Origin of the sequence: Exiguobacterium sp. S3 (genome assembly GCF_018617295.1) — a bacterium.
In the GTDB taxonomy this organism is placed as follows: Bacteria; Bacillota; Bacilli; order Exiguobacteriales; family Exiguobacteriaceae; genus Exiguobacterium; species Exiguobacterium profundum.
Genome location: NZ_JACSJW010000001.1, coordinates 777,177 through 789,493, shown reverse-complemented (window position 1 = coordinate 789,493; position 12,317 = coordinate 777,177). Strand labels below are relative to the sequence as shown.

The window sequence follows — 12,317 nt, the reverse complement described above, 5'->3', positions numbered from 1 at the left end:
GTACAGGGACAGAGACAAGGAGGGAATTAGGATGGACGTGAAAACTTTTTTGTTTACAGATGACGGCTCCATTCCCAACCATCCGGATTATCCGGCGCTCCTCTATCGTGGCGTCTTTGATGACCCGAGCGGGATGCGAGAGACGTTTGCCCATAATGAATGGACGAACAGTTGGGTGAACGGGGTGTTCGACTATCATCACTATCACAGCAACACGCATGAAGTATTGGGCATATTACAAGGTGAAGCGACGCTTCAACTCGGAGGGACGAACGGTGACCTCGTCCGCGTCCGCCTAGGTGATGTCCTCGTCTTACCGGCGGGAACGGGACATCGTCGCATCGAGGCGAGCGAAGATTTTCAAGTGGTCGGGGCATACCCGGACGGTCGTGACTATGACACGTTGACAGGAAAGACGGAAGAACGACCGGACAACGTGAAGCGAATCGAACAAGTCGAAAAACCGAAGTTTGACCCCGTCTTCGGGACGACGGGTCCACTACATGAAGCATGGACAAAGGAGGAAACGTTATGAATCAACGACTACCACATTCTTTATTACTTGCAGCTTTGAAGCAAAACGTCGTCAAATTGAAAGACGGGCGCGAGATGCGCGCACTCGGACAAGGTACATGGCGCATGGGGGAAGACAAATCGAAGCATGATGCCGAGGTTGAGGCGCTTCGGACAGGAATCGACTGCGGACTCCATGTCATCGACACGGCGGAAATGTATGGGGAAGGGGAGTCTGAGAAGTTGGTAGGGGAAGCGATCCAAGACCGACGCGAAGATGTCTTTCTCATCTCGAAAGTGTATCCATACAATGCGTATGGCGACAAACTCGTCAGCGCATGTGATGCGTCGCTCGAACGACTCGGGACGGACTACCTGGATCTTTACTTACTCCATTGGCGAGGCGATGCCCCGCTCGAGGAGACGATTCAAGGGATGGAACAGCTTAAAGCGGACGGAAAGATTCGGGCATGGGGAGTCTCGAACTTCGACGTGGACGATATGAAGGAATTGCTGTCGCTACCGAATGGAGACAAGTGCGCGGTCAATCAAGTGCTCTATCATCTTGGCAGTCGCGGGATTGAGTACGACCTCCTTCCTTATCTAAAAGAACAAGGGATTCCTGTCATGGCATACGCTCCACTCGCTGAAGGAAGTGACGTGAAAGAAGAGGTCTTCCATAACGAAACGATCAATCGGATCGCGGAGTCGTATAGTGCCTCAGTCGCGCAAGTCTTACTTGCTTGGACGATCCGGAGCGGACACGTCATCGCCATCCCGAAAGCCGGGCAGGCCGAGCATGTCGAGGAGAATGCGGCAGCGCTCTTGCTCGACATGAGTGAGGAAGATTTTGCTTCGCTCGATGAGGCGGTCCCGCCACCGACAACGAAACAACCGCTAGATGTGATTTGAAACGATAAAGGACTGGTAATTTCGCCAGTCCTTTTGCATGTTCACTTTGACTGAATGTCAATTTCTGAAAAGATGAATTGTGTTTTTGTTTGAGCATACGGAATAACTTCATCAATAAATGATTCAGCCGCAGAAAAAGATGAGAACTGTATTTTGATAAGGTAACAGGCATCACCTGATATGCGATAACAAAATGAAACAGTAGGCTGCTGTTTCAAATAATGAAGAAATGCTTCGTATTGTCCATTCTTCACTGTTGCCTCGACTATACATTGAATTGGAAGCCCTAGCTTTTCATAGTCAAGTTCGAGCGAGTATTGTTTAATGACTCCAAATGATTCTAGTCGTCGAACCCGCTCGTTAACGGAAGGAGCGGAAAGTTTAATACGTCGTCCGAGCTCACTCATGGAAAGACGGCTGTCTTGTTCTAATTCATAGATAAGTCTGTGATCAATTTCATCGATTTTTAGCATGACAGGTATTTTGCCTCATTTCGTTATTTATTGAATGTTTATAGGTACATTTTGATTGTGGATGAAATGGAGTTGGATGAAAAGACCTTTTATCATATAAGTACAGGAGGTGAAGGAAATGCCAAGAATTAAGTTAGCAGAGCATGGAGGGACAAAGTTTGAACGTTTACTTGGTCATAATATCGAAATTCAAGAAAATTGGTCAAAACTAGGGGATTCATTGAATAATGCTGGTCAACTTTCTCCCACATTGAAGGAACAAGTCCGTCGAACACTTGCGCAACGAAATGGATGTGAATATTGTCGAGCAAAAGGAAAGCCAGATCAAATTCAATTCGATGAACAAACAGCGGTTGCCGTAGGTTTTGCGGAAGTTTTCTTAAAAATGAAAGGAGAAATTCCATCTTCTATCATTGAGGTGTTAAAAGAAACATTCACGGAGGCGGAAATTAGTGAATTGTGTGCCTTTATTACGTTTATGACAGCATCCCAATATTTAGGGGCGATGTTAGGGTTAGAAGCGGAAATTTGACATATACATATCAATTTCTCCTCTCTTTTTTAGGGAATAAAAAGATTGATTTGCCTTTCATACTTCAGTACGAAGTGAACCCAAATGAAAAGACCACCGGAAGCTTCCGATGGTCTTACTTATCAGTTCGCTAGCGGATGTTTCAAGAGATAGTCTTCGATTTGATCAATCGTTTCTTTCAACACGCCGTCTGCGAATGGTGATTTGAGACCTGCCAGTTCGACGAGTTCGAGGAACGAACGGCTTCCGCCTGCCTGACAGAGCGTGAGGTAATCGCTCCATGCCGCTTCGCGGTCTTCATGCATGCGCACCCAGAACTGGAATGCACATACTTGTGCGAGCGTATAGTCGATATAGTAGAACGGGCTTTGGAAGATGTGACCTTGTTGGTGCCACCATGCGCCCGATTCGAGATAGTCGTTCGTCTCATAATCACGGTGCGGGAGATAGACCTTCTCCAAATCGCGCCACGCCTGCCGACGCTCGGCAGCTGTCATCTCTGGGTTGCGGTAGACGACGTGTTGGAACTCATCGACGAGCACGCCATACGGAAGGAACGTCATGCTACCTGCCAAATGATTGAACTTATACTTGTCGACTTGGTCGCCGAAGAAGAGCTCCATCCATGGCCAACAGAAGAATTCCATCGACATCGAGTGGATCTCACACGCCTCATAAGTCGGGAAGGCGTATTCCGGTGTCGTCAAATGACGGCTTTCATACACTTGGAAGGCATGACCGACTTCGTGCGTGAGAACATCGATGTCGCCTGCCGTCCCGTTGAAGTTCGAGAAGATGAACGGAAGTCCTTCAGACGGTAAGTACGTGCAGTATCCGCCACCAGATTTCCCTGGTTTCGCCGTCAAGTCGAGGGCGCCGCGTTCCTGCATGTACTGGAAGAACTCGTCCGTCTCATTTGAGAGTTCACGATACATTTTGTTTCCGCCTTCGATGATGAACGACTCATCGCCTTGCGGTGTCGCGTTTCCGTCTGGGAAGACGAACGACTCGTCATAGTAATAGAGGTGGTCGACACCGATTCGTTTCGCCTGCTTTTCTTTCAAAGCAGAAGCGAGCGGGACGATGACGTCACGGACTTGTTTCCGGAAGTTGTCGACCATCGACTCGTCATAACCGACACGCTGCATCCGTGCATAACCGAGTTCGACGAACGACGGGAAGCCAAGGGCGTGAGCGATTTCCGTACGGACGCGTACGAGTTCCCCATAAATGCGGTCGAGCTCATCGCCGTTATCAGAAAGGTATGTATAGCGGGCGACAGATGCGGCTTTTCGGACATCACGGTCTGGTGATTGAAGATATGGGCCGAACTGTGACAAGTTGAGTGTCTTGCCGTCAAACTCGATTTGCGCAGCGGACATGACCTTTTGATAAGCTGTCGCGAGGCGGTTTTCTTCCTGCAGTTTCGGGATGAGTGACTCCTCGAACGTTTCAAGTGCGCGCTCGGCGAGAGAGAACAGTTGGCTGCCCCATTCCGCTTCGAGTTCAGTGCGAAGCTCGTGGTTCGTCAAGACGCGATAGTACGCTTGAATCTCCTTCTCATAGACCGGAAGTGCGTCGTCAAAGAATGCCTGTTCTTCTTCGTAAAACGAATCGCGTGTGTCGACCGAATGTCGGATCGCGACGAGTTGACTTTGTGTCTCAAAGTCGTTCCGTTCTTTGTTGATTTGGCGAATGAGTTCGTTCGCTTCCTCGAGTGTGCTGGCTTGCTGTAATTCGGCAGAATAGTCCGACAATCTGCTGTTTAAAGCGTCCAAGTCGGGCCGTTCATATGACAATTTTGTGAAAGTCGTCATTGTAAGCGCCTCCATCGTGTGAAATTTTTACAAAGTGTAAAAAGGGCTTGCAAAAGCGATTGCACACTCGTATTCTTACGATGTGTAAAACGATTTCGCACTACCTTATTACAACTATACCGTTAATAGGGTAGGGATTGAAGTATTAGCTTTTCGGGTATAAAAGTGAAGACTTCGATTCAATAGAACATGTTGGAGGGATTAAGCTATGGGATTCTTTAAAAAACTTTTTGGTGGTAAAGAAGAACAACTCAACGCGGTTTCACCGCTTACAGGAAAGGTCGTCGACATCACGAACGTACCGGACCAAGTATTCTCACAAAAAATGATGGGTGACGGGATCGCAATCGAGCCGACTGAAGGAAAAGTCGTCTCACCGGTTAGCGGAACAATCGCGACAGTATTCCCAACAAAACACGCGATCGGTATCAACGCGGACAACGGTGCGGAATACTTGATTCACATCGGTTTGGATACGGTAAACCTTAAAGGTGAAGGCTTCGAGACACACGTTACAGAAGGTCAATCTGTCAAAGCAGGCGACCCACTCGTCACGTTCGACCTCGATTTCATCAAAGCGAACGCGCCATCGACGATCACTCCGATCATCATCACGAACCACGACAGCTTCGGCGTGAACAAACTTGTCGCAGAAGGCGACACGGTGACAGCTGGATCTTCGGAAGTCGTCGAGTTGACAAAGAAATAAGAAGACGACCCATGACTCGGGAGCTTAGGCTTCCGAGTATTTTTTTGCGAATGCGGGAATTATAATGAAGAGAGGGAAGGGGGAATTGAGATGGATGGAAAAAATGCACCATACCGGGGATACGGGGATCGGATTCGAATATTACGGGAACGGGCCGGATTGTCGATTGAGACGCTTGCAGAACAGATTGGTGTCGCACCGTACTTTATCCGACGTACCGAACTGAGTGAGGTCTATCCGACCATGCCTTACATAGAGGCGCTCGCAGACGCTTTGCAAATCGACCCGAACTATTTGGCACGCCATATTTGGACGGGCGAGTCGCTCAAAGTCCTCATGCGAGGAAAAGTGCCGGAACTCGAACAGATGAAGCTCGCCTATGAAGAAGCGATGCACGGGAAGTCCGTCGAAGAAATGCAACGGCAACTCGAAGAGCGGATGCGTATCTTTGACTTGATGCACGAAGAAGAGTTACAACGAATCTTTGACCAAGATGAAGAGCCGACGACGCATCATGCACTCGAAGCGCTCGTCGATGCGGTGCTTGATCTCGGACGGTCACATGACACGACGCGTCACATCGTCCCGTTCGCACGCTATGTGGAACGGCTTGTCCCAGACCAATTCGCAGACAACTCATTCCAGTACGCGGAGTATGGTGTCGTGGATAAATCGTATAAATTGCAATGACCGTAGAGCATTCTACGGTTTTTTTGTGCACAAAAAAGTGACCAGGAGAATCCCCTGGTCACTTCAATCAGCGCATCGGACGCGCTTCGTAGCGTACTTTTGGACGTGTGCCGGCGAGTAAGAAGCCGAGCACGATATTCAAGATTGTGAGCACCCATCCGACATAACCGAATGTGTAGGCAAGACTCGCCAGCATCGTTTGCCAGTCGAGCAATGCTGCTGCGTCCCCGCGGAATGTGAAACGGATGACGGTGAAGCCAATGAGTGTCGCTGCAGTAATCATGATGCCGATCCATGCGCCACCGAAGCGGGACGTTTGAGAGCGTCTGCTGACCGGATACCAAAACGCGAGCGTTCCGATGAACGCACTGCCTGCATAGGCAAGCAGGATTTGCCATAACGCATCCGCGTCTAAGAAGACGGTATAACAGATGAACGTCGTGAGCGTCGTCATAAACGTAAAGATTAAGGCTGCGAGTAATCGTGATCGCATAGTTCGTTTTCCTCCTCATTTTGCACATTCTTTAGAGTAAACGAAAACGAATTTGCTGTAAACGTTATTGACGGTTTTGTAATATTTGTCGCCATTGTTTAATAGCGTTCGTTCCATAGAACAAGACGCCGCCACGATAGAATTTCGAGCCAATCCACAGTGTGATACCGATCGTTCCGATGAGTAACCCAATCGAAAGCGCCACTTCCCATACGGCCACATCGACGAGCATGACGCGAAGGAACATGAGCATCGGAGCGAAGAACGGAACGAACGAGAGGATGGTCACGATGGTCGCATCCGGGTTGTTCAATCCAAACATCGCGACTAAGAACGCAGCGACGAGGAGCATGATGACCGGCATGACCATTTGTTGTGACTCTTCGACACGGCTGACAAGTGAACCGAGGACAGCGAAGAGTGAGGCGTACAACAAGTACCCGAGCAAGAAGAAGACGAGTAGATAGATGACAGCCCGTGCGTTGCCGGCGTTCTCGATGACCGTCGTCGCCAGTTCGCTACCACTCGCACTTACATAACCAAACCCGAGGAAGATTCCGATTTGGATGAGGGCGAGTGTCCCGATAGCGGTCACTTTCGCAAGCATATGGGTCACTGGATGAGTCGTTGAGATGATGAGCTCCATGACACGCGATGACTTCTCCGTCGTCACTTCTGTTGAAATCATCGATCCGTACGTGATGATTGAAATGTACAGGAGCATCAACATGACGTAAACGAGCGCCGAAGACGAGAGGAGCTCATCCGAGTTCTCTCCACCGCGTCCGAGATAGGACTCGTCGAGTTGGATCGGTTCGCTGAGAGCAGCGATGACGGCCGGGTCGACATCGGACGATTCAATCAATTCCGCATTGCGCAACTGTTGTAAAGATGTTTGCAGGAGGGTCGTGAACTCCTGTTCCGGTCGTTCGGAGATGACGCGGGCATCATAGCCGTCGACAAAAGCGACGACCCCATACTCTCCGTCGTTGATGCCGGTCCGTGCCTCTTCTTCCGTGATTTCGCTAGATGCGACGTCTTCATAGCCGAGTGACTTCATCGTGTCGACGAGTTCTGTGTTCTCAGATACAACGAGAGCACTCGCCTGTTCAGAGTCCTCGAACGAGGACATGATGCGGTCGATGTTCGTGAACCCGAAGATGAACAGGATGGTTAGCGCCGTCGAGATGAGGAATGCTTTTGAACGAATTCTTGATTTGAGTGTGAACGCATAGAGCGGTCCAAAGTTATGAAACATGCTGTCCGACCTCCTTGATGAAGATGTCATTGAGCGATACCGGTTGGCGCATGAACGTCTTCACGTTCGCCTGATGACGGACGAGTGCCGACAGGACGGCGTCACTGTCTTCGAAAGAATGTAAGCGTACTAGATGACCGGATTTGTAAGGCTCGATTGTCTCCACGACTGGGAGCGACTCGAGAATGTGAATCTGGTCCGTTTCAATAAAGAGGGCAGGTTCTTCGTATCTCGACTTGATTGTCGGGACGTCACCGCTTACGACGGCACGGCCACCTTTCAAGATGCCGACGTGTTGGCACAATTCTTCGACATGTTCCATTCGATGACTCGAGAAGACGATGGTCGTCCCGGCGTCACGCAACGCGAGAACTTCACGCTTCAGGATTTCAACGTTAACCGGGTCGAGGCCGCTGAACGGTTCGTCTAAGATGACGAGTTCCGGGTTATGGAGCAGGGCGGCGACGAGCTGAATCTTCTGTTGATTCCCTTTTGATAGCTGCTCGACGCGCATCGTTTCATATTGAGGAATTTCAAGGCGTTCGAGCCATGACTTGACCGCGCGTTTGGCATCGCTCCCGCGCATGCCCTTTAGGCTTGCGAGAAAGACGAGCTGTTCACGCACTTGGGATTTGGGATACAGGCCACGTTCCTCGGGCAAATAGCCGACGATGCGATGGTCGACCGCTTTACCGTTCCACGTGATACTCCCATCGGTCGGCTTCAAGATGTCGAGGATCATCCGGAACGTCGTAGTCTTTCCAGCACCGTTTGCACCGAGCAAACCAAACATTTCCCCTTGTGGGACGCGGAACGTGAGGTCGTCGACAGCTTTGAAGTCACCAAACTCCTTGGTGACGCGTTCGATATGTAATGCCATATTCTATTACCTCCTTAGAATGTCTCTTCTTCTATCGTACGCCACCTTGAGCAAAAAGTTTCACTTTTTCTGGTAAATGATTTATCTTGAAATCAAGATAATAAAAGGAGGATGACAATGAAAACGCAGTCTACGGGAATCCATCACATTTCGTCGATGGTACAAGACCCGCAACGTACGCTAGATTTTTATGGACAGGTACTCGGTCTCCGCTTCGTGAAACAGACCGTTAACTTTGATGACCCTGGTACGTATCATCTCTATTTTGGGGATGAAGTCGGGACACCAGGGACGGTGATTACGTTCTTTCCAATCCCGGGCTTAGGGAAAGGGCAGGTCGGGAGCGGACAGGTTGGCGTGACGACTTATCTCGTACCGGCAGGAAGTTTACCGTTCTGGGAAGAAAGACTACAACAGCACGGCATCGCGACCGTCGCCACTGAACGGTTCAGCGAGGCATCACTCTTATTTGAAGACCCGGACGGACTCGTCGTCGAACTCGTCGCCCGACCGAGCTCTAAACAGACACGCTGGGTCATTCCCGGTATCACAGAACATGAAGCAATTGTCGGATTCGCCGGAGCGACTTTGTTGTCGAAAGCACCGGACGAAACCGTGCGCTTGTTGACGGAACTGTTCGGCTTTGAACGGGTCGCAGAGGATGAAGAGTGGATCCGTTTGAAAGGGTCAGCCGATTACGGGAACGTCATCGATGTGAAGAAAACGATTTTACCAAACGGGGTCCCTGGAACGGGAACGGTTCATCACATCGCGTGGCGCGTTACCGACGGAGACCATTATCCGACCTGGCAAGACGCCATCTTTGATCTTGGATTAAGACCGACCGAAGTGAAAGAACGAAATTATTTCCGCTCCGTCTATTTCCATGATGCCGGACGTATCCTGCACGAACTCGCGACGGACGTACCTGGATTCACTGTGGACGAATCCGTTGACACGCTCGGTGAGACGTTGCGCTTGCCACCATGGCTCGAAGCGGACCGAGATAAAATCGTCCGCACACTACCAGCAATCACGATACCGAGAGGAGAACACATATGATTCATCAATTCATTCAAGGTACAAAAGATACGACACTCGTTTTATTACACGGAACTGGAGGGACCGAGCAGGATTTGATTCCGCTCGCGAAAGAACTATCGACCGAAGCGAACATTTTAACGCTTCGAGGGGATGTCATTGAAAACGGGATGTCCCGTTTCTTCCGTCGCCACGCGGAAGGGGTGCTCGACCTTGAAGATTTAAAGAAACAGACAGAGCGCTTCCTTCATTTTTTAGATGAAGCGGCGACAACGTATGGCATCGACCGGGATAAGATGATTCCGCTCGGCTACTCGAACGGGGCGAATTTAATCGGGTCGGCACTTTACCGTCATCCGGCGTTCACTGCTTCACTCCTATTCCACCCGATGGTACCGGACCGTTCATTGACGCTACCTGACTTGTTAGGAACGAACGTGTTCATCTCGGCTGGCGAACGCGACCCGATTTGCCCGAAAACAGAAACAGAAGAGCTGACGTCGGCACTCCGAAACGCGGGAGCGGACGTCGAGCTCTTCTATCACTCGGGGGGACATGAACTTCGCATGGAAGAAGTCGAGGCAGCACGGACATGGATCGCCGCATACCTCGACTGATTCATTCAAGCCATTTTTTTCGGTTTGTTCGGACGAGAATAGACGACGAGGACCCCTCGGTCAATCAAATAGGCGGCAAATAAACGTTTCGCTTCCTCAGCACGCACAGTTCGGTCGATTTGGATATACAATCGGCCGAGCTTTTTTTGTGAGGTGCGCGTGAGCAACCAAATCGAGTCGAGCGTATACTGCCAACTTTGGAGCGTGTCGCCACCGATGTATAAATAGCGGTTTTGGGTGCGCTCGAGCAAGTAGTTGAGCCACCAGACGTCACGAGCCAGTTTAGCGCAGACACCGAGCACGAACGTGAGACCGAGGAAAGCCATGCTAGATAAGACAGGATGAATGGCAGAGAACCCGTTGCGGACGGACTCGAAGGCGACAAGGAGCAATCCGACGGAAAAGACGCTGACGAACCACCAGAATCCGAAGTTAGAGAATGAACGTTTTGGGTCATGCACCATATGATGTCGATTCCGGATGATCGATGCCATTCTCTCCACCTCCTTTATTAGAATATTCTGAATATTTAGTAACACCACTATACTATACTGTACCCAATCCCGTCTATTTGAATACGCACACAACATGCTGAATCGTGAGGATTTTTTGACGTTTCGGCTTGTATTCCTCGAATTATGGGAATGATGACAGTGAAGACATGAAAATTTTGTTGAAACGTAATTTCACTTGGCACAGGAATCGCTTATGATAGGTGAGGGATTTTTCCATGACCTTCATGGATTCTGTCTATAAAAAGAACGTGAAAACATGAAGGTCAGCTTCATTGCAGTCATCATAGAGAACTAGAGGGAATGTTATGAGAAATTATTGGTATGACAATATTAAAGGAGTGCTCGTCCTACTCGTCGTCTTCGGACACTTGTTGACCGATGTCCGCGGCGCTTATGACGATATTTTACCAAAGTGGGTGTATCTGTTCCTGTATACCTTCCACATGCCGTTGTTCATCATGTTGAGCGGTTACTTTTATCGGGAGAACCGCTATTTGCGCGTAATCCAGTTATTCGTGGTCTATGTCATTTGGCAGGTCATCCTTGGGTCATGGTTCGCATTTACAGAAGGGATTCCGATTTTCTCACTTGAAAATCCGGGTCTGAATTTGTTGAAGCCGTACTGGGCGCTTTGGTATCTGATGGCCATCATTTTCTGGTACATCATCACCCCGTATGTGACACAACTGAAAGGCTACGTGTTATATGCACTATTATTCGCGCTCCTGTTCGGATTCCAAGCCGAGGCGACGGGGTATTTCGCGATACGAAAAGTCATCATGTTCTATCCGTTCTTCTTGATCGGGAACTGGATGTCCGAGCGCAATACGCTCAACTTCTTTGAGTTACCGAAACGGGCAGAGCACCGGAATCGATATCGCATCGGTGGGGCGATTGTCTTCACCACGTTCACACTGGGACTCTTGGTCTCGATGCGGGTCCAGCAAGACGATACGTTCTATCATATCGGGAACTTGTTCAAATTCCGTTTCGCCTATGACACGGCCGTCCCAGAGGCGATGTGGAGTGGACCGTTCGCCTTTTTGATTGTTTATACGGTGTCGCTCCTCATGTCAATTAGTTTCGCGCTCATCATCCCAGGACGACAGCTCCCGATTTTTTCGCGTGCCGGGCAGTATAGTCTGTACGTCTATCTCGTCCACGTCTTCTTTGTTGTCGCCTGGAAGGCGTTTATACCGGCTGGGTTCATGCCGACATCTTGGATGCAACTGCTCGTCTTGTTCGGTGTCGCCTTTGTGATGGTCCTCGTGATTATCAGTCCACCGATGGTCCGTCTCTTGCGTCCGCTCGTCGAGATTGACGTGAAGCGAGTCCAAAATACGAAGGGTGTAAAAGGGTAAAGTCTTTTCTAAACGCTTCATTTCCGCTACACTTTATTAAGAAGAAACGAAACTAGAGTTAAGGAAGTGACCCTATGCCATACGAAAATGGAATGCACAGCACAGAAGGCGACGTGAACGTATCACGTCACGTCGTTGAAATGATCGCCGCGGTCGCGGTCAAAGAAACGAAACACGTCTCGTTCACGCAAGAAGATACGAAATTGTCAGAGCGTGCGCTCATGAAACATGTGAAAGTCGATGAGTCGGACGAAGGCATCACCATCAACCTATCGCTTTATATCGCGTACGGACAGTCGATCATCAAAACGGTGACGGCCGTCCAAGAGCGCATCACGCAAGATATGGACACGATGCTTGCGATGACACCACGTTCTGTGAACGTCAAAGTGGTCGGCATTCAGCTGTAATAAGGAAGGGGAGAGCGCATGCTCTTCTCTTTTTTGATTTTTGCGAAAACGGTTGCATCAAGAGAACGTTTTCATTTATAATAGAAATCGAACAAG

Annotated in this window: 15 protein-coding genes; 9 read left to right on the top strand and 6 right to left on the bottom strand. The window is 49.6% G+C overall.

What is annotated here, in order from left to right; genetic code table 11:
• Positions 1–31: 31 nt before the first annotated feature.
• The gene (locus KNO65_RS04120; RefSeq protein WP_074036164.1) at positions 32–535 is read left to right on the top strand and encodes a cupin domain-containing protein; all 504 of its coding nucleotides are present in this window, start codon (positions 32–34) and stop codon (positions 533–535) included.
• Positions 532–1,425 carry an aldo/keto reductase gene (locus KNO65_RS04115; RefSeq protein WP_285800695.1) on the top strand — a complete coding sequence of 298 codons (894 nt, stop codon included), beginning with the start codon at positions 532–534 and terminating at the stop codon, positions 1,423–1,425. The genes KNO65_RS04120 and KNO65_RS04115 overlap by 4 nt, the downstream gene beginning before the upstream one ends.
• A gap of 41 nt (positions 1,426–1,466) precedes the next feature.
• Here the strand turns inward: KNO65_RS04115 and KNO65_RS04110 are convergent, their stop codons facing one another.
• Positions 1,467–1,898, bottom strand: coding sequence for an Lrp/AsnC family transcriptional regulator (locus KNO65_RS04110; protein WP_047795035.1), 432 nt, complete (start codon positions 1,896–1,898; stop codon positions 1,467–1,469).
• Between the two features lie 118 nt (positions 1,899–2,016).
• On the opposite strand from KNO65_RS04110, the gene KNO65_RS04105 reads away from it, so the two are divergent.
• On the top strand, positions 2,017–2,430 hold the full coding sequence (locus tag KNO65_RS04105; protein ID WP_214781790.1) for a carboxymuconolactone decarboxylase family protein: 414 nt from the start codon (positions 2,017–2,019) through the stop codon (positions 2,428–2,430).
• A gap of 122 nt (positions 2,431–2,552) precedes the next feature.
• Here KNO65_RS04105 and KNO65_RS04100 read toward each other — a convergent pair whose 3' ends face one another.
• Positions 2,553–4,247, bottom strand: a complete 1,695-nt coding sequence (locus KNO65_RS04100; RefSeq protein ID WP_031422757.1) for a M3 family oligoendopeptidase — start codon at positions 4,245–4,247, stop codon at positions 2,553–2,555.
• A 208-nt stretch (positions 4,248–4,455) separates the two neighbouring features.
• On the opposite strand from KNO65_RS04100, the gene KNO65_RS04095 reads away from it, so the two are divergent.
• Positions 4,456–4,956 carry a PTS sugar transporter subunit IIA gene (locus tag KNO65_RS04095; RefSeq protein WP_012727005.1) on the top strand — a complete coding sequence of 167 codons (501 nt, stop codon included), beginning with the start codon at positions 4,456–4,458 and terminating at the stop codon, positions 4,954–4,956.
• A gap of 90 nt (positions 4,957–5,046) precedes the next feature.
• Entirely contained in the window at positions 5,047–5,646 is a 600-nt protein-coding gene (locus KNO65_RS04090) for a helix-turn-helix domain-containing protein (RefSeq protein ID WP_074036173.1), read from the top strand.
• Positions 5,647–5,713: 67 nt separating this feature from the next.
• Here the strand turns inward: KNO65_RS04090 and KNO65_RS04085 are convergent, their stop codons facing one another.
• From KNO65_RS04085 to KNO65_RS04075, 3 genes are all read right to left on the bottom strand, one after another.
• Positions 5,714–6,139 carry a hypothetical protein gene (locus KNO65_RS04085; protein WP_196431038.1) on the bottom strand — a complete coding sequence of 142 codons (426 nt, stop codon included), beginning with the start codon at positions 6,137–6,139 and terminating at the stop codon, positions 5,714–5,716.
• 64 nt (positions 6,140–6,203) lie between these two features.
• Positions 6,204–7,397, bottom strand: a complete 1,194-nt coding sequence (locus KNO65_RS04080) for an ABC transporter permease (RefSeq protein WP_214781788.1) — start codon at positions 7,395–7,397, stop codon at positions 6,204–6,206.
• Positions 7,387–8,277, bottom strand: coding sequence for an ABC transporter ATP-binding protein (locus KNO65_RS04075; protein WP_012727001.1), 891 nt, complete (start codon positions 8,275–8,277; stop codon positions 7,387–7,389). The genes KNO65_RS04080 and KNO65_RS04075 overlap by 11 nt, the downstream gene beginning before the upstream one ends.
• Positions 8,278–8,394: 117 nt before the next feature.
• On the opposite strand from KNO65_RS04075, the gene KNO65_RS04070 reads away from it, so the two are divergent.
• On the top strand, positions 8,395–9,339 hold the full coding sequence (locus tag KNO65_RS04070) for a ring-cleaving dioxygenase (RefSeq protein WP_159562685.1): 945 nt from the start codon (positions 8,395–8,397) through the stop codon (positions 9,337–9,339).
• Complete coding sequence (locus tag KNO65_RS04065; protein WP_214781786.1) at positions 9,336–9,935, top strand: alpha/beta hydrolase; 600 nt, start codon at positions 9,336–9,338, stop codon at positions 9,933–9,935. The genes KNO65_RS04070 and KNO65_RS04065 overlap by 4 nt, the downstream gene beginning before the upstream one ends.
• A gap of 5 nt (positions 9,936–9,940) precedes the next feature.
• On the opposite strand, the gene KNO65_RS04060 is transcribed toward KNO65_RS04065, so the two are convergent.
• Positions 9,941–10,429: a hypothetical protein gene (locus tag KNO65_RS04060; protein WP_012726999.1), complete on the bottom strand. Its 489-nt coding sequence runs from the start codon at positions 10,427–10,429 to the stop codon at positions 9,941–9,943.
• Positions 10,430–10,755: 326 nt separating this feature from the next.
• On the opposite strand from KNO65_RS04060, the gene KNO65_RS04055 reads away from it, so the two are divergent.
• Complete coding sequence (locus tag KNO65_RS04055; protein ID WP_214781784.1) at positions 10,756–11,811, top strand: acyltransferase family protein; 1,056 nt, start codon at positions 10,756–10,758, stop codon at positions 11,809–11,811.
• Between the two features lie 74 nt (positions 11,812–11,885).
• The gene (locus tag KNO65_RS04050) at positions 11,886–12,221 is read left to right on the top strand and encodes an Asp23/Gls24 family envelope stress response protein (protein WP_012726997.1); all 336 of its coding nucleotides are present in this window, start codon (positions 11,886–11,888) and stop codon (positions 12,219–12,221) included.
• Positions 12,222–12,317 lie beyond the last annotated feature (96 nt).